This is a genomic window from Streptomyces sp. NBC_00158 (assembly GCF_045160885.1).
Classification (GTDB): Bacteria; Actinomycetota; Actinomycetes; order Streptomycetales; family Streptomycetaceae; genus Streptomyces.
In genome coordinates this window covers 4,738,539-4,755,111 of the sequence record NZ_CP108161.1, presented here as the reverse complement: position 1 = coordinate 4,755,111, position 16,573 = coordinate 4,738,539, and the positions used below count along the sequence as shown (strand labels likewise).

The window sequence follows — 16,573 nt, the reverse complement described above, 5'->3', positions numbered from 1 at the left end:
CCCCAGTTGGGACGCGGGATCAGCACAGGATCCAGCCAGATTCGACGGATCCGGCCGCCGCTTCGCCCCTTACATACACACACCGGTTGATCGCGCCCACCGTGACGGGGCCCGCGTACCGGGCGAATTGCCCCGCATCGCCCACCGGGACCCCACCGCGCGGCTGAACGCTGACCGCCATGTGGCGGCGCTCCCCCGGCCGCAGGGCGACGGTCATCGCACAGACCTGGGTCCGGCTCTTGAACACCCGCACCTCGGCGCCGGGCAGCGGCATCGTCTTGACCAGCTGGCCCCCGCAGCCCCCGCCCGCCGCCGACGCGGCCGGCGCCGCGAGGACGCCCCCGACGGCGAGCCACAGCGCACCCCCGAGCACCCCCAGGGACACGACCCGCCCCCGCCGCATGCGGCCCTGCCTCATCCTGACCCCCCGATCGGTCGTACGTAACACGCACTCACGTACGACGCTCAGCCGCCCCGGAAGGTTGCACTACCCTAGGCGATCGACCGAATGCACACCGTAGCCGTGAAAGGCAGCCGACATGACGACCGATCTGCTCGACCGCAAACTGGAGCGCGCGTTCGCCCACCTGGACGCCGACGACAACGGCGTGATCGACGAGAAGGACATGATCGCGTTCGGGTCGCGGCTGCTGACGGCGCTGTCGGAGCCCGCCGACTCCCCCAAGGCGACCGAGGTCTTCCGCGGGCTCACCGACTTCTGGGTGGACCTCTTCAACGAGCTCGGCGTCGGCCAGGACCAGAAGCTGACCCCGGTGCAGTACCGGGACGGCATGACCCGCCTCTACAAGGACGGCGGCCCGGCCTACGAGAAGTCCTTCCGGCCGATGATGAGGGCGATCCTCACGGTCGTCGACACCAACGGCGACGGGCACATCAGCCCCGAGGAGTTCCACAAGGCGCAGCTGGCCTTCGACACCCGCCTGGAGCCCGCCGACGCGGACACCCTCTTCGCGAAGATCGACAAGAACCACGACGGCTACCTGTCGGTGGACGAACTCCTCGACGCCGTGCGCGAGTACTACACCGGTGACGACGAGGACGCCCCCGGGAACCTGCTCTTCGGCGAGCTCTGATCCCGGGGGCGCCCCCGTGTGACCGTGACCGGCCTCGCGGCCGGCTAAGCGGCGGCGGCCGCCTCGTCCTCGCCGGCGAAGGTCCGCCACAGCACCGCGTACCGGCCGCCGCGGGCCAGCAGTTCCGCGTGGCTGCCGTCCTCGACGACCCGGCCCCGGTCCATGACCACCACCCGGTCGGCGCGGGCCGCCGTCGTCAGCCGGTGCGCCACCACCAGGGTGGTGCGCTTGCCCGCGAGGCGCTCGGTGGCCTGGTTGACCTGCGCCTCGGTGGCCAGGTCCAGGGCCGCCGTGGCCTCGTCGAGCAGCAGCACGTCCGGGTCGACCAGCTCGGCGCGGGCCAGCGCGATCAGCTGGCGCTGGCCGGCCGAGAGGTTGCGGCCGCGCTCGGAGACGGCGTGCAGGTAGCCGCCGTCGAGGGTGGCGATCATGTCGTGGGCGCCGACCGCGCGGGCGGCCGCCTCCACCTCGGCGTCGCTCGCCCCGGGCCGGCCGTAGGCGATGGCGTCGCGGACCGTCCCCGGGAAGAGGTACGGCTCCTGGGGGACGACCCCCAGCCGGTGGCGGTACGCCGTCAGGTCCAGCTCCCGCAGGTCGGTGCCGTCGGCGGTGACCCGGCCGGAGGTCGGGTCGTAGAACCGGGCCACCATCTTGACCAGCGTCGACTTGCCCGCCCCGGTCTCGCCGACGAAGGCGACGGTCTGCCCGGCGGGGATCCGCAGGCTGATCCCCGCCAGCGCCTCGCCCTCGGCACCCCGCTCCTCGGCGGTCCCGTACCGGAACCGCACGCCCTCGAAGGCGATCTCGCCGCGCAGCGCGGTGACCTCGCGGGGGTCGGCCGCACGGGGGGTGGTGGTGGGCTCGCGCAGCAGGTCCTGGATCCGGCCGAGGGAGACGGTGGCCTGCTGGTACCCGTCGAAGACCTGGGACAGCTGCTGGACCGGGGCGAAGAACAGGTCGATGTACAGCAGGTACGCCACCAGCGCGCCGGTGGTGAGGGTGGCCGCCTCGACCCGGCCCGCGCCGACGATCAGCACGGCCGCCGCCGCGCCCGAGGACAGCAGCTGGACGAAGGGGAAGTAGACCGATATCAGCCACTGGCCGCGCACCCGCGCCTCGCGGTACGAGTCGCTGCGCTCGGCGAACCGGGCCCGGCCCGCCTCCTGCCGGCGGAAGGCCTGCACCAGGCGGATGCCGGCCACGGACTCCTGGAGGTCGGCGTTGACCAGGCTGACCCGGTCGCGCGCCAGCTCGTACGCGGCGACCGACTTGCGGCGGAACACGATCGTGCCGACGACCAGCACGGGCAGGGTGGCGAAGACGATCAGCGCGAGCTCGGCGTCGAGGACGAGCAGGGCCACCAGGATGCCGAAGAAGGTCAGGACGGAGACGACGGCGGTGACGAGCCCGGTCTGCAGGAAGCTCGACAGGGAGTCCACGTCGGTGGTCATCCGGGTCATGATCTTGCCGGTGAGCTCGCGCTCGTAGTAGTCCAGGCCGAGGCGCTGGAGCTGGGCGAAGATCTTGACGCGCAGGGAGTAGAGCACGCGCTCGCCGGTGCGCCCGGTCATCCGGGTCTCCGCGAACTGCGCGGCCCACTGGCCGAGGACCACCGCGAGGGCGAGCAGGGACGCCGCCCACACCGCGCCCAGGGCGGCCTGCTCCACGCCCTGGTCGATGCCGTGCCGGATCAGGACGGGCAGCAGCAGCCCGGCGCCCGCGTCGAGGGCGACCAGGCCGAGGCTGACGGCGAGCGGGGCCCAGAAGCCGGCCAGCAGCCTGCGCAGGCCGTAGCTCTCCTCGGCGGCCGCGGACCGGCTCTCGTCCACCCCCGGCTCGTCGTCGGCGGGCGGCAGCGCTGCGACCTGCGCCAGCAGCTCGGGCGTGGCGCCCGGCGCCGGATCGGCCTCGGACCGGTCCCCGCGGCGCCACAGCTCGGGGGTGACCCCGTCCACGACGCGCCGCTTGGCGTTCACCGGCTCGGAGTCGATCTCCGCCTCCAGCTCGATGTCCTTCTCCAGGTCCCGCTCGAACTCCGCCATGGACGGCGCGTCGGGGGTGCGCGGCGAGTGCGCGCCGAGGACGTCGGGGTCGGTGAGGAGCCTGCGGTACAGCGGGGAGCGGAGCTCCAGTTCCTCGTGCGTGCCGATGTCGGCGAGCCGCCCGTGTTCGAGTACGGCGATGCGGTCGGCCAGCGCGAGGGTGGAGCGGCGGTGGGCGATCAGCAGGGTGGTGCGGCCGGCCATGACGGCCCGCAGCGCCTCGTGGATCTCGTGCTCGACGCGGGCGTCGACGGCCGAGGTGGCGTCGTCCAGGAGCAGCAGGCGGGGGTCGGTGAGGATGGCGCGGGCGAGCGCGACGCGCTGGCGCTGGCCGCCGGAGAGGGTCAGGCCCTGCTCGCCGACCTTGGTGTCGAAGCCGGCGGGGAGGGCCTCGATGAACCCTTCCGCCTGGGCGGCGCGGGCGGCGGCGCGGATCTCCTCCTCGGAGGCGCCGGGGCGTCCGTAGGCGATGTTGGCGCGGATGGTGTCGGAGAAGAGGAAGGAGTCCTCGGGCACCAGGCCGATGGCGCCGCGCAGCGAGTCGTAGGTCAGCTCGCGCACGTCGTGGCCGCCGACGCGGACGGTGCCGCGGTCGGCGTCGTAGAAGCGCGGCAGGAGCAGGGAGACGGTGGACTTGCCGCTGCCGGAGGCACCGACGAGGGCGACGGTCTCGCCCTCGGCCACGGTGAGGGTGAAGCCGTCGAGGACGGGGCGGCCGGGCTCGTACCCGAAGCCGACGTCCTGGAAGTCGACGGTGGCGGGCGCGTCGGCGGGGAGCTCCCGCGTCCCCTCGCGGATCTCCGGCTCGGTGTCGATGAGCTCGAAGACCCGCTCGGCGCCGGCCCGGGCCTGCTGGGCGACGGTGAGGACCATGGCGAGCATGCGGACGGGGCCGACGAGCTGGGCGAGGTAGGTGGAGAAGGCGACGAAGGTGCCGAGGGTGACCTGTCCCCGGGTGGCCATCCAGCCGCCGAGGGCCAGCATGGCGACCTGTCCGAGGGCGGGGACGGCCTGGAGGGCGGGGGTGTAGCGGGAGTTCAGGCGGATGGCGCGCATCCGCCCGCCGAAGAGCCGGCGGCCGGCCTCGCGGAGCTTGCCGGTCTCCTGCTCCTCCTGCCCGAAGCCCTTGACGACGCGTACGCCGGTCACGGCGCCGTCCACGACGGAGGCGACGGCGGCGGCCTGCTGCTGGGCGTACCAGGTGGCGGGGAAGAGCTTCTTGCGGCTGCGCTTGGCGATGAACCAGAGGGCGGGGGCCATCAGCAGGGCGACGAGGGTCAGCAGCGGGGACAGCCACAGCATGACGCCGAGGGATATCCCGAAGAGGAGGAAGTTCCCGATGGTCATGGGCAGCATGAAGAGCAGCCCCTGGATCAGCTGGAGGTCGCTCGTGGCCCGGCCGACGACCTGTCCGGTGGACAGCTCGTCCTGCCGGCGCCCGTCGAGGCGGGCGATGGTGTCGTACATGTCGGTGCGCAGGTCGTGCTGCACGTCGAGGGCGAGGCGCCCGCCGTAGTACCTGCGTATGTAGGTCAGTACGTAGACCAGCAGGGCGGCGCCTATGAGCAGGCCGGCCCAGGGCCCCATGGCCCGGCTCTCGTCGCCGATGACGTCGTCGATGATGACCCGGGTGACGAGGGGGACGAGCGCCATGACGGCCATGCCCGCCAGCGAGGACCCGAGCGCGAGGAGCACGTTGGCCTTGTACCGCCAGGTGTAGGCGGCCAGCCGCCCGCCCCAGCCCTGTTTCTCTGCAGCCTGCGCCGCCGTCACGTGATTGCCTCCCCGTCGGTCCTGTCCTGCCGCCTCCCCCAACGCCCCCACCGGCGGATTTCATCCCGCTGCAACAATCGCACCGGTGTCCGCGGGGCGCCCGGGGGCCTGACCCGATCAGGGGACCGTCGCCCGCCGGCCCGGCGCTCGAACGGGCGCGGGCCGGGGAACCCCCGAGCCCTGGAGGCGCTCTAGCCGGGTGTGCGCCGGTTGGCGGTGCTCCGGGTGTCTTGGAAGGGTTCGCGGGTTCATGGGTCTGACGAGTGGCGCACTCCTGGCGGTCGCCGTGCTGTGCACGGCGCTGGCGTTCGCGGCGGCGGTGCGGCTGTGGCCGCGGCTGGCCGGAGGGGGCCGGGGGCCGCTCCTGGGGCGCACCGGGCTGCTGCTCCTGGTCCAGGTGTTCCTGATCGCCTCGGTCGCGCTCGCGGCGAACCGCAGCTTCCTGATCTACGGGTCGTGGGAGGACCTGACCGCCGGGCCGCCCCGCCAGGAGGCCGCGCCCGGCGGGGCCGCCGTACAGGTGCTGGGGCGCCAGGCGCCGGACGTACCGGGCGGGCGCAGCCCGCAGACGGCCGGGGTGATCGAGAAGGTGACCCTGCACGGCGAGCGGTCGGGGGTGGCGGCCCAGGCGTACGTGTACCTGCCGCCGGAGTACTTCCAGAAGGGCGCCGAGCGGCGCAGGTTCCCGGCGGCGGTGGTCCTGACGGGCTTCCCGGGCACGGCGGAGAACCTGCTGAAGGGGCTGCGGTACCCGAAGACTGCCTGGACGCAGGTCAAGCAGAAGAAGATGCAGCCGATGGTCCTGGTGATGATGAGGCCCGTGGTCGGCCCGTCCAACAGCCAGTGCGTCGACGTCCCCGGCGGCGGCCCGCAGAGCGAGACCTTCTTCGGCACGGACGTCCCCCGGACCGTCGCGAGCCACTACCGCGTGGGCACCTCGGCCCGGAACTGGGCGATCATCGGCGACTCGACGGGCGGCTACTGCGCCCTGAAGATGCCGCTCCAGCACCCGGAGACGTACGCGGCCGGCGTCGGCCTCTCGGCGGACTACAAGCCGGAGGTCGACGGGGACTCCGGCGACCTCTTCCACGGGAACAAGGACGAGGAGAAGCGCTCCGACCTGCTGTGGCACCTGGCCAACCGGCCCCAGCCGAACACGTCGTTCCTGGTCACCACCTCGCTCCAGGGCGAGAGCAACCTCAGGGCGACCCAGCAGTTCGTCAAGGCCGTGAAGGCCCCGGCCCACGTCTCGTCGATCACCCTCGACCGGGGCGGCCACAACTTCAACACCTGGAACCGCGAGATCCCCCCGGCCCTCCAGTGGACCAGCGCCCGCCTGAAGGCCGAGTGAATCCCTAGAGGTGGGTCGGGGCGAACATCTTGAGGGTGGCCGGGAGGACCAGGAGCGAGGGGCCCGGGGTCTTCAGGGCTCGGGCGAGGTCCTCGCGGAGGGTGTCCGGGGTGGTGGTGGAGGCCGGGACGCCGAAGGAGGCCGCCAGGGCGGTGAAGTCGGGGCGGGCCAGTTCGGTGGCCGTGGTGCGGCCGTCGAAGGAGGCCGTCATGTACTCGCGGAGGATGCCGTAGCCGCCGTCGTCGACGATCAGCCAGGTGACGTCCAGGTCGTGTTCCCTGGCGGTGGCCAGCTCCGGGAGGGAGTACATCGCGCCGCCGTCGCCGGAGACCGCGAGGACCGGGGTGCCGGGATCGGCGACCGCCGCGCCCAGGGCCGCCGGGAAGGCGTAGCCGAGGCCGCCCGCGCCCTGCGCCGAGTGCATGGTGTTCGGGTGCTTCGGGTCGAAGGCGGACCAGGCCCAGTAGGCCAGGATCGTCATGTCCCAGAAGGACGGGGAGCGGGGCGGGAGGGCCTGCCTGATCGAGTCCAGGAGTTCCCGTTCGAGGGTGACGCCCTGCGGGGCGAGGCGGTCCTCGACGGCGGCGAGGAGGGCGCGGACCCGCTCGGGGGCCCCGTCGTCCTCGCGGGGTTCGACGGTCTCCAGGAGGGCCTGGAGGGCGAGGCGGGCGTCGGCGTGGATGCCGAGGGCCGGGTGGTTGGACTCCAGCTTGCCGAGGTCGGCCTCGATCTGGACGACCCGGCCCGTGGGGAAGAACGTGTGGTAGTTCGAGGACAGCTCGCCGAGGCCGGAGCCGACGACGAGGAGGACGTCCGCGTCCTCCAGGAAGTCCGTCGTGTGGCGGTCCTCCAGCCAGGAGCGCAGCGAGAGCGGGTGGTTCCAGGGGAAGGCGCCCTTGCCGCCGAAGGTGGTGACCACGGGGGCGTTCAGGCGCTCCGCGAGCTGCCGCAGCTTGCCGGCGGCGTCGGCGCGGACCACCCCGCCGCCCGCGATGATCACGGGCCGGGCGGCCTTCGAGAGCCAGTGCGCGGCCAGCGCGGTGAGCTCGGGGCGCGGGGCCAGTTCGTGCGGGGCCGCGTCCATGCCGGTGACCTGAGGGATCAGCGTCTCGGCGCGGAGCACGTCCTCGGGGATCTCCACCCAGACCGGGCCGTGCGGGGCGGTCAGCGCCGACTCCCAGGCCTCGGCGACCACGGAGGGGATCTGCGAGGGGGTGCGGGCGGTGTGGACGGACTTCACCACGTCGCGGAAGGAAGCCGACTGGTCCCGCAGCTCGTGCAGGTGGCCCCGGCGGCCCCCGCCCAGGCCCGCCGTGGGGACCTGGGAGGAGATCGCGAGGACGGGCGCGGAGGCGGCCGCGGCCTCCGCGAGGGCGGGCAGGGACATCAGCGCCCCGGGCCCGGTGGAGAGCAGCAGCGGCACGGCCTCGCCGGTGAGGCGCCCGTACGCGTCGGCGGCGAAGCCCGCGTTGTTCTCCGTGCGCAGGGTGACCAGGCGCAGGTCGGAGCGGCCGACGGCGTCGAAGAGGCCCAGCGCGTGCTGGCCGGGCAGGCCGAAGACGGTGGTGGCGCCGAGCCCGCGCAGCGTCTCCACGACCAGGTCCCCGCCCGTGCGGCCCGGCGGCGGCGCCAGGGCGGCCGCCGTCTGGGCCTCGGTGGGACGGAGTACCAGGTCGTGGTCGTGCGTCACGGGTGTGTGGTGCCCTTCGTGCTCGGCTGCCGCACCGTCTTCGCCGCCGTGCCGGGGGGTCAGCCCTGGCGGGAGGCCGCGATCTGACGGCTCATGATCGTGGTCAGCTCGTACGCGGTGTGCGAGGCCGCGACCGAGGTGATCTCCGCGTGATCGTACGCCGGGGCGACCTCGACGACGTCGGCCGAAACCAGGTTGCAGGACGACAGGCCGCGGATGATCTCCAGCAGCTCGCGGGAGGTCATGCCGCCGGCCTCCGGCGTGCCGGTGCCGGGCGCGTGGGCCGGGTCGAGCACGTCGATGTCGATGGAGATGTACAGCGGGCGGTCGCCGATGCGCTGGCGCAGCTGGTCGGCGACCTCGTCGGCACCGCGGCGGTAGACGTCGGCGGAGGTGACGATGCCGAAGCCCATCTTGGCGTCGTCGTCGAGGTCCTGCTTGCCGTAGAGCGGGCCGCGGGTACCGACGTGGGAGAGCGCCTCGGTGTCGAGGATGCCCTCTTCGACGGCGCGGCGGAACGGGGTGCCGTGGGTGTACTCGGCGCCGAAGTAGGTGTCCCAGGTGTCGAGGTGGGCGTCGAAGTGGAGCAGGGCGACCGGGCCGTGCTTCTTCGCGACCGAGCGCAGCAGCGGGAGGGCGATGGTGTGGTCGCCGCCGAGGGTCATCAGGCGGGAGCCGCCCGCGAGGAGCTCGTCGGCGGCGGCCTCGACCGTCTCGACGGCCTCGTTGATGTTGAAGGGGTTCACCGCGATGTCGCCGGCGTCGGCGACCTGCGCGAGGGCGAACGGGGAGGCGTCCTGGGCCGGGTTGTACGGGCGCAGCAGGCGGGAGGCCTCGCGGATGGCGTTGCCGCCGAAGCGGGCGCCGGGGCGGTAGGAGACGCCGGAGTCGAAGGGCACGCCGACGACGGCGACGTCGGCGGAGCCGACCTCGTCGAGGCGCGGCAGGCGGGCGAAGGTCGCCGGGCCCGCGTAGCGCGGGATGCGGGAGGAGTCGACGGGGCCGCGCGGCTGCGTGCTCATGGGGGGGTGCCCTTCTGGTGGTCCTGCTGGTGCGGTCCTTCGAGCGTAAGCGGGCGGCGCGGGGGTGGGGAGGGTACGTTTCATCCATCTGGCAGCACTGAGATGTACGGAGTATCCATGGCCGACCTCCCGGTCCCCCCGTCCCCCGGCAGCGGGCCGCCCGGGGGACCCGCCGGGGAGCCGATGACGCCGCCCGTGGGGCTCGCGGGGCTGCTCGGCGAGCGGGGGCTGGGGCTGCGGCACCTCGCGGGGCCGGCGGCGGCGGAGCTGCACGGGGTGCACGCCTCGGAGATGGCGGACCCGTCCCCGTACCTGCTGGGCGGCGAGCTCCTGCTGACGGCCGGGGCGGCGCTGACGGAGGCCGGGGCCGCCGAGTACGTGGGCCGGCTGGCCCGCGCCGGGGCCGCCGCGCTCGGCTTCGGGGTGACCCCGGTGCACGAGGTGGTTCCGCCCGGCCTGGCCGAGGCGTGCGAGCGCAGCGGGCTGCCGCTGATCGAGGTCCCGCCCGGGACCCCGTTCACGGCGGTCGCCCGCAGCGTCGGGCGGCTGATGGCGGAGGCCCGTACGCGGGAGCTGCGCCGGGTCGCCGAGGCGCAGCAGGCCCTGGCGGCGGCCGCGGCCCGCCCGGACCCGGTCCCGGCCCTCCTGTCCCGCCTGGCGGCGAGCCTGACGGGCTGGGCGGCCCTCCTCGACCCGGGCGCCGACCCGGCCATACCCATGACCGCCGGAGGCACCGGCGCCGGGCCGACGGCGGCAACCCCCGGAGCCGCCGGCCCGGCCGGGGCCCCCAGGCCCGGCCCCGCCCGGACCGTCGCCGCCGGGGCCGCGCCTGACGACGGGGTGCTCGACGCCGTGGACGCGCTGGCGCGGCGGGTGGCGCCGGGGGCCGCGGCCACCGCCACCGACGCGGTCGGGGGCACGAGCCTGGCCGCGTACGCCGTGGGCGGTGGGCGGGTGCTGGCCCTGGCCACCCCGGGGCGGACCCCCGGGGACCACACCATCGCGTCCATCGCCGCCGTGCTGCTGGCCCTGGTCACGGCCGAGCGCCCCGCCGGGGACGAGGCCGCGGCCCTGACCCGGCTGCTGCTGGACGGGGATCCGGCCGGGGCGCTCGCGCCCGGGCCCTGGTACGCGGTCCACGCCCGGGGCGGCGGCGACCCGGGGGCCCTCGCCGCCGCGCTGGGCACCGTACTGCTGGACCCGCGCGGGGACGGCGTACGCCTGCTCACCGACCGCGAGCCCGGCCCGCAGCCCGGCTGGCGGCTCGGGGTCAGCGCCCCGGCCGCGCCCGGCGCCCTGGCCACCGCCGCGGCGCAGGCCCGCCGCGCCCTCGCCCGCGCCGAGGCGGCGCGGACCCCGCTGTCCCGGCACACGGACCCCGGCTTCGCGGGGCTGGTCGGCGAGGCCGAGGCGCGGGCCCACGCCGCGGCCCTGCTGGAGCCCCTCTCCCCCGCCCTGCGGGACACCCTGCGCGGCTGGCTGGCCCACCACGGCAGCTGGGACCGCAGCGCGGCGGCCCTCGGGGTGCACCGCAACACGGTCCGCCAGCGCGTGGCCCGCTGCGCGGCGCTGCTGGACCGGGACCTCGACGACCCCGACACCCGGATGGAGCTGTGGTTCGCGCTGCGCCGCCCGTCCTGAGCCGCAAGGCCCGCAGAAAGGTTTCCGGACCGCGTCACACTCCCTGGACAGCCGGAGTGACCGCCGGGTAACTTAGGTATGAGCAAGCGCTTAGACATAGTCTGGCCGAACCAGTGATCGAGGAGGCGGCTCGTGCGCCGTACCGTATTCAACGAGGACCACGAGGCGTTCCGCGAGACCCTCCGCGCCTTCATCGAGGCCGAGGTCGTCCCCGTCTACGACGAGTGGTTCCAGGCCGGCCAGGCGCCGCGCGACTTCTACTACAAGCTCGGCGAGCTGGGCGTCTTCGGCATCAACGTCCCCGAGGAGTTCGGCGGCGCGGGCCTGGACACCCACAAGTTCGAGGCCGTCCTCTACGAAGAGACCTCCCGCGCGGGCGTCAACTTCGGCGGCTCCGGCGTGCACGTGCTGCTCGCCCTGCCCTACATCAAGATGCTCGCCACCGACGAGCAGAAGAAGCGCTTCCTCCCGAACTTCGTCTCCGGTGAGGAGATGTGGGCCCTCGCGATGACCGAGCCGGGCACCGGCTCCGACGTCGCGGGCATGAAGACCACCGCCAAGCTCTCCGAGGACGGCACGCACTACGTCCTCAACGGCTCCAAGACCTTCATCACCGGCGGCGTGCACGCCGACCGCGTGATCGTCTGCGCCCGCACCTCCGCCCCGTCGGCCGACGACCGCCGCTTCGGCATCTCCCTCTTCGCCGTGGACACCAAGTCCGAGGGCTACTCGATCGGCCGCAAGCTCGACAAGCTGGGCCTGAAGACCTCCGACACCGCCGAGCTGGCGTTCGTCGACGTCAAGGTCCCGGTCGAGGACCTGCTCGGCGAGGAGGGCAAGGGCTTCTACTACCTCGGCCACAACCTGGCCTCCGAGCGCTGGGGCATCGCCTTCGGCGCCTACGCCCAGGCCGCCGCCGCCGTCCGGTTCGCCCAGCAGTACGTCACGGACCGCACCGTCTTCGGCAAGCCCGTCGCGCACTTCCAGAACACCAAGTTCGAGCTGGCCGCCTGCCAGGCCGAGGTGGACGCGGCCCAGGCCGTCGCCGACCGCGCGCTGGAGGCCCTGGACGCCGGCGAGCTGACCCCGGCCGAGGCCGCCTCCGCGAAGCTGTTCTGCACCGAGGTCGCGCACCGCGTCATCGACCGCTGCCTCCAGCTGCACGGCGGCTACGGGTACATGAACGAGTACCCGATCGCCCGCCTGTACGCCGACAACCGCGTCAACCGCATCTACGGCGGCACCAGCGAGATCATGAAGTCGATCATCGCCAAGTCGATGGGTCTGTAGCCCACTTGAACGAGGCACTGGCGGACCTCCTCGATCTGCTCGACCTGGAGCAGATCGAGGAGAACATCTTCCGCGGCACGAGCCGCACCTCCCTGGTGCCGCGCGTGTTCGGCGGCCAGGTCGCGGCCCAGGCGCTGGTCGCGGCCGGCCGCACGGTGCCCGCGGACCGGCTTCCGCACTCGCTCCACTCGTACTTCCTGCGCACCGGCGACTCCGGCGCGCCGATCGTGTACTCCGTGGACCGGATCCGCGACGGGCGGTCCTTCACCACCCGCCGCGTGGTCGCCGTCCAGCACGGCCAGCCGATCTTCCACCTCTCCGCGTCCTTCCAGACGTACGAGGAGGGCATGGAGCACCAGGCCGGGATGCCGGCCGCGCCGGACCCCGAGACCCTGCCGACGGCCGCCGAGGCGCTGCCGGCGTACCGGGAGACCTTCCGCGACCCCGGCACCGTCGAACGGCTGCTGGAGGCGCGCGGCGCCGTGGACCTGCGGTACGCGACCACCCCGCCGTGGGGCTCGGTCGGCGAGCCGCTGGAGCCGCGCTCCCAGGTCTGGTTCCGCACCCAGGGCAAGCTCGCGGACGACCCCCTGCTGCACATCTGCCTGGCCACCTACGTCTCCGACATGACCCTGCTGGACTCGGTGCTGCTCGCGCACGGCCGGGGCGGCTGGGCCGTCGGCGACGTGGTCGGCGCCTCCCTGGACCACGCCATGTGGTTCCACCGCCCCTTCCGCGCCGACGAATGGCTCCTGTACGACCAGGAGTCCCCCTCGGCGTCCGCCGGCCGGGGCCTGGGACAGGCCCGCATCTGGACGCAGGACGGCCGCCTGGCGGTCACAGTGATCCAAGAAGGTGTCGTGCGCGTCCCGCGCGGCTGAGTGGACACGCGGCCGGACGGACATACCGTCGCCCCATGCCGGTCGAAGCCGACGCCCCGGATGCGGGGACGGGATCCGAGAGCCTCGCCACGGTGGTCGTCGCCGTGGTCACCAACCTGGCCATCGCCGCCGCGAAGGCCGTCGCCGGGATCGTCAGCGGGTCCAGCGCGATGCTGTCCGAGGCCGCGCACTCGGTGGCCGACACGGTCACCGAGGTGCTGCTGCTGACCTCCCTGAAGCGCAGCGCCCGGCCCGCCGACGAGGCGCACCCGCTGGGGTACGGGCCCGAGCGCTACATCTGGGCGCTGCTCGCCTCGATCGCCACGTTCGCGGGCGGCGCGGTCTTCGCCTGCTACGACGGGATCCACACCCTGGTGCACGGGGAGGACCCCGGCGACCCGGTGTTCTCGTACGCCGTCCTCGCCGTCGCGTTCGTCCTGGAGGGGTACTCGCTACTGGTCGCCTGGCGGCAGGTGACGGGCGAGGCGGCGCGGATGCGGGCGCCGCTGGGGCTGTACGTGAAGCACACCCCGGACACGGCGGTGAAGGCGGTCCTGCTGGAGAACGCCGCCGCGCTCGTCGGGCTCGCGCTGGCGGCGGGCGGGCTGCTCGGGGCGCAGCTGACCGGGTCGGGCGTCTACGACGGGGTGGCCTCGCTGCTGATCGCGGCGCTGCTGGTGGCGGTGGCGTGGGAGCTGGGGCGCTCGAACGCGCAGTACCTGATCGGGCGGCCGCTGCCCGCGCCGATGCGGGCGGAGGTGCGCGAGGAGCTGCTGTCCGTCCTGCACATCGAGGGGGTGCTGGAGCTGACCACCCTGGTGCAGGGGCCGGACGAGGTGCTCGTCGCGGCGAAGGTGGACTTCCACGACCTGGCGTCGGCCCGGCAGGTGGAGGCGGCCTGCGAGGACGCGGAGGACCAGCTGCGGGAGCGGTGGCCGGCGATCCGCCGGGTCTACCTGGACCCGACGCCGACACCGGTCCCGTCGGCGGAACCTTCGCTACCGCCCGGGGCTGTGCAAGGCTGACCGAGTGAACCTGGAGGACCTCGCCCGGCTGCGCCGGGCCCGCGACCTGATGGACCGCAACTACGCGGAGCCGCTCGACGTCACCGCGCTGGCGCAGGTCGCGCTGATGTCGGCGGGGCACTTCTCGCGCAGTTTCCGCGCCGCCTACGGGGAGACCCCGTACAGCTACCTGATGACGCGCCGGATCGAGCGGGCCAAGGCGCTGCTGCGGCGGGGCGACCAGTCGGTGACGGAGGTCTGCTTCGCGGTGGGCTGTACCTCGCTGGGGTCGTTCAGCTCGCGGTTCACGGAGCTGGTGGGCGAGAGCCCGAGCGCGTACCGGGCCCGTGACCACGAGGCGGACGCGGCCCTGCCGGCCTGCGTGTCGAAGATCCACACCCGGCCGGTCAGGAACGGCCCCAACGCCGGCTGACGGTCGCCGGCCGGGGCCCTCAGTCCCACCAGAAGGACCAGTGGGCCTCGCCGGTCAGCGCCTCCGCGGCGTAGTCGCGGACGGTGCCGGAGCCCTGCCAGACGTTGTCGGGGCAGAACGCGAAGTGCTCGGCGGCGACCGGGAGGGCCTCGGCGAGCGTACGGGGCGGGGCCGCGACCGACAGGTCGAGCCGGTCGTGGCCGATCGCGAGCACGCGGGCACCGAAGCGGTCCTCCCAGGAGCGCAGGACGGCGCTGACGCGGGCGGTGTCGTCGTCGTGGTTGGTGGGGCCGCACCAGCCGATCGCGGCCGGTACGTCGGCCCCGCGCCGGGCGGGGACCATCGCGAGCCGGGGACCGCCGCCCAGCCACCCCCGCGCGAGCAGCCCGCCCGCCACCGCGTCAGCCGCCGCCCGGGGCTCCGCGGCCGGGGTCCCGGGCCGGGCGGTGCCGGGCCAGGACCGGCCGAAGGGGGCGATCAGCTCCACGCCCTCCTCCCCCTCCTCCGGGTCGGGGACGACGGCGTTCCAGTAGTCCCGCAGCACGGTCTCCGCGTCGTGGTCGTCCGGGTCGGAGCAGCGGTCCGGACGCACGTGGTCCTCGTCCTGCCACCACCGCTCGGGCCCGTACTGGTCGTGCAGCAGGACGGGCAGCAGCCCGGCGGGCGCCGGGTACGCGGCGGCCGGGGCGTCCACCGGCCCGCCGGAGAGCCACAGCAACGGCTCCCGCCGCACCCGCCGCAGCCGCCCGCGCCGCACCGCCCGCGTGATCAGCCCGCCCGGCGGCAGCCCGGCGAAGCCTCCGGCGGAATCGTGCACGGACAACGGGTTCGGTGCATCGGCCACACCGGCGACCGTACCGGCCCCCACCGACACCCCCACCGGGTCCCGGCCGGGGCTACAGCAGGCCCGCCGCCGAGAGGAGGTACGCCACCATCGGGTCGTAGTAGCGCGGGTCGCGGACGTGGTCGTCCAAGGGGACGGCGACCTGAAGGGTGCCCTCCGCCTCGCCGAGGAACAGCGCCGGGTCGTTGCAGTCCGCGTACCCGACCGCGTCCAGCCCGCGCTGCGCCGCGCAGCCCGCCCAGCCGTGGTCGGCGACGACCAGGTCCGGCTGCGGGCGGCCCTCCGCCGCGAGGCCGTCCAGGATCGCGGCCATCGGGGCCGGGGAGTGGGTGTGCCACAGGGTCGCGCCCCGCTCCAGCACGGCCACGTCCGCGAACTGCCACACCGAGCCCTCGTCGGCGAACAGGCCGGCCGGGATCCGGACGATCTCGCAGCCCGCGGCGCGCAGCGCGTCGGCGGTGGCGCGGTGGACGTCGAGCAGCCCGCCGGGGTGGCCGGTGGCGAACAGCACGCTGTGCCGGTCGAGGGCGGCCTTGTGGAGCCGGGCCGCCATCCGGTCCAGGCCCGCGACGGTCAGTTCCGGGTCGATGGTGTCCTGACCCACCCGGTGGGCCGGGTCGTCGACGACGCCGACGCGCTCGGCCATCACGGCCAGTACGTCCTGCTCGTCGGCCCAGCGGTCGCCCAGTTCCAGGCCGAGCCAGTAGTGCCGGTCGCCGTTGGCGAGCTTGCGGTAGTGGGAGAGGTTGTTCTCGCGAGGGGTGGCCACCTGCCCCGCGATCCGCGTGCGGACCAGGTGGTCGACGAGTTCGGCGCGGGTGGGTACGGGCGTCTCTATCGGCTTCGGCATGCGGCCCATTCTGCCGCCGCCCGCCCGGAGGCGTCCGTTCCGCCAAGTGCCCCTCAAGCCGCGCCTCACCCCGACAACGCTCCGAAGGCCCCGTTGGCCAGCCTGCGCAGCAGGGACTCGGTGGCATCGCGGCCCGGTGCGCCCAGGTGGGGGGTGGAGTTCAGCAGGCCGAAGACGGCGTGCACGGCCACCCGCACCTCCGCCTCGCCGACCTCGGGGTGCAGTTCCCGTACGACCTCCACCCACAGCTCGACGTACTGCCGCTGGAGCTGGCGCACGAGCTTGCGGTCGGCCTCGCGCAGCCGGTCGAGCTCGCGGTCGTGCAGGGTGATCAGCGCCCGGTCGTCGAGGGCGAAGTCGATGTGCCCCTCGACCAGGGAGGCGAGGATCGCCTCCGGATCCCCGGCCGCCTCCTCGACGCGCCGCCGGCCGCCGGTCAGCAGCCGCTCGCTGATCCCGACGAGCAGCTCGGCGAGCATGGCGTCCTTGCCGGCGAAGTGCCGGTAGAGCCCGGGGCCGCTGATGCCGACCGCCGCGCCTATCTCGTCCACGCCGACGCCGTGGAAGCCGCGCTCCGCGAAAAGACGAGCGGCCTCACTGAGGATCTGCTCGCGACGGGTCGGGGTGGCCGCTCTGGTGCTCATGGGAATCCATTCTA

The 16,573-nt window shown here is 74.1% G+C and carries 14 protein-coding genes; 7 read left to right on the top strand and 7 right to left on the bottom strand.

Annotated features, from left to right (window positions below):
- Window positions 1-19: 19 nt before the first annotated feature.
- Window positions 20-418 carry a hypothetical protein gene (locus OG553_RS21915; RefSeq protein WP_405980612.1) on the bottom strand — a complete coding sequence of 133 codons (399 nt, stop codon included), beginning with the start codon at window positions 416-418 and terminating at the stop codon, window positions 20-22.
- 121 nt (window positions 419-539) lie between these two features.
- On the opposite strand from OG553_RS21915, the gene OG553_RS21910 reads away from it, so the two are divergent.
- Complete coding sequence (locus OG553_RS21910) at window positions 540-1,094, top strand: EF-hand domain-containing protein (protein ID WP_405980611.1); 555 nt, start codon at window positions 540-542, stop codon at window positions 1,092-1,094.
- A gap of 44 nt (window positions 1,095-1,138) precedes the next feature.
- On the opposite strand, the gene OG553_RS21905 is transcribed toward OG553_RS21910, so the two are convergent.
- Window positions 1,139-4,909, bottom strand: coding sequence for an ABC transporter ATP-binding protein (locus tag OG553_RS21905; protein ID WP_405980610.1), 3,771 nt, complete (start codon window positions 4,907-4,909; stop codon window positions 1,139-1,141).
- Window positions 4,910-5,159: 250 nt separating this feature from the next.
- Between OG553_RS21905 and OG553_RS21900 the strand changes: the two genes are divergently transcribed.
- A complete protein-coding gene (locus OG553_RS21900) occupies window positions 5,160-6,260 on the top strand; it encodes an alpha/beta hydrolase (RefSeq protein WP_405980609.1) in 1,101 nt (366 codons plus the stop codon).
- A 4-nt stretch (window positions 6,261-6,264) separates the two neighbouring features.
- Here OG553_RS21900 and OG553_RS21895 read toward each other — a convergent pair whose 3' ends face one another.
- Entirely contained in the window at window positions 6,265-7,950 is a 1,686-nt protein-coding gene (locus OG553_RS21895) for a thiamine pyrophosphate-binding protein (RefSeq protein WP_405980608.1), read from the bottom strand.
- Window positions 7,951-8,009: 59 nt separating this feature from the next.
- On the bottom strand, window positions 8,010-8,972 hold the full coding sequence (speB, locus tag OG553_RS21890; protein ID WP_125817247.1) for an agmatinase: 963 nt from the start codon (window positions 8,970-8,972) through the stop codon (window positions 8,010-8,012).
- 117 nt (window positions 8,973-9,089) lie between these two features.
- Between speB and OG553_RS21885 the strand changes: the two genes are divergently transcribed.
- The 5 genes from OG553_RS21885 to OG553_RS21865 all read left to right on the top strand — a co-directional run bounded on the left by OG553_RS21885 (window position 9,090) and on the right by OG553_RS21865 (window position 14,221).
- Window positions 9,090-10,613: a helix-turn-helix domain-containing protein gene (locus tag OG553_RS21885; RefSeq protein ID WP_405980607.1), complete on the top strand. Its 1,524-nt coding sequence runs from the start codon at window positions 9,090-9,092 to the stop codon at window positions 10,611-10,613.
- Between the two features lie 132 nt (window positions 10,614-10,745).
- Complete coding sequence (locus OG553_RS21880; RefSeq protein ID WP_405980606.1) at window positions 10,746-11,903, top strand: acyl-CoA dehydrogenase family protein; 1,158 nt, start codon at window positions 10,746-10,748, stop codon at window positions 11,901-11,903.
- Window positions 11,904-11,908: 5 nt separating this feature from the next.
- The gene (gene tesB, locus OG553_RS21875) at window positions 11,909-12,784 is read left to right on the top strand and encodes an acyl-CoA thioesterase II (RefSeq protein WP_405980605.1); all 876 of its coding nucleotides are present in this window, start codon (window positions 11,909-11,911) and stop codon (window positions 12,782-12,784) included.
- A 35-nt stretch (window positions 12,785-12,819) separates the two neighbouring features.
- A complete protein-coding gene (locus OG553_RS21870; protein WP_405980604.1) occupies window positions 12,820-13,809 on the top strand; it encodes a cation diffusion facilitator family transporter in 990 nt (329 codons plus the stop codon).
- 4 nt (window positions 13,810-13,813) lie between these two features.
- The gene (locus OG553_RS21865) at window positions 13,814-14,221 is read left to right on the top strand and encodes a helix-turn-helix domain-containing protein (RefSeq protein WP_385761584.1); all 408 of its coding nucleotides are present in this window, start codon (window positions 13,814-13,816) and stop codon (window positions 14,219-14,221) included.
- Window positions 14,222-14,240: 19 nt separating this feature from the next.
- Here the strand turns inward: OG553_RS21865 and OG553_RS21860 are convergent, their stop codons facing one another.
- From OG553_RS21860 to OG553_RS21850, 3 genes are read right to left on the bottom strand one after another with little or no spacing between them, the layout of a single operon-like run.
- Window positions 14,241-15,065: a DUF4253 domain-containing protein gene (locus OG553_RS21860; RefSeq protein WP_405980603.1), complete on the bottom strand. Its 825-nt coding sequence runs from the start codon at window positions 15,063-15,065 to the stop codon at window positions 14,241-14,243.
- A gap of 52 nt (window positions 15,066-15,117) precedes the next feature.
- Entirely contained in the window at window positions 15,118-15,924 is an 807-nt protein-coding gene (locus OG553_RS21855; RefSeq protein WP_405980602.1) for a phosphatase, read from the bottom strand.
- 56 nt (window positions 15,925-15,980) lie between these two features.
- Window positions 15,981-16,559: a TetR/AcrR family transcriptional regulator gene (locus OG553_RS21850; RefSeq protein WP_405980601.1), complete on the bottom strand. Its 579-nt coding sequence runs from the start codon at window positions 16,557-16,559 to the stop codon at window positions 15,981-15,983.
- Between the last annotated feature and the right edge of the window lie 14 nt (window positions 16,560-16,573).

What these genes read in the sequence shown, in the direction of transcription:
- OG553_RS21855 (WP_405980602.1), bottom strand. Translation starts at nt 15,924, where the DNA reads ATGGGCCGCATGCCGAAGCCGATAGAGACGCCCGTACCCACCCGCGCC.
- OG553_RS21915 (WP_405980612.1), bottom strand. Translation starts at nt 418, where the DNA reads ATGAGGCAGGGCCGCATGCGGCGGGGGCGGGTCGTGTCCCTGGGGGTG.
- OG553_RS21885 (WP_405980607.1), top strand. Translation starts at nt 9,090, where the DNA reads ATGGCCGACCTCCCGGTCCCCCCGTCCCCCGGCAGCGGGCCGCCCGGG.
- OG553_RS21900 (WP_405980609.1), top strand. Translation starts at nt 5,160, where the DNA reads ATGGGTCTGACGAGTGGCGCACTCCTGGCGGTCGCCGTGCTGTGCACG.
- OG553_RS21850 (WP_405980601.1), bottom strand. Translation starts at nt 16,559, where the DNA reads ATGAGCACCAGAGCGGCCACCCCGACCCGTCGCGAGCAGATCCTCAGT.
- OG553_RS21870 (WP_405980604.1), top strand. Translation starts at nt 12,820, where the DNA reads ATGCCGGTCGAAGCCGACGCCCCGGATGCGGGGACGGGATCCGAGAGC.
- speB (WP_125817247.1), bottom strand. Translation starts at nt 8,972, where the DNA reads ATGAGCACGCAGCCGCGCGGCCCCGTCGACTCCTCCCGCATCCCGCGC.
- OG553_RS21910 (WP_405980611.1), top strand. Translation starts at nt 540, where the DNA reads ATGACGACCGATCTGCTCGACCGCAAACTGGAGCGCGCGTTCGCCCAC.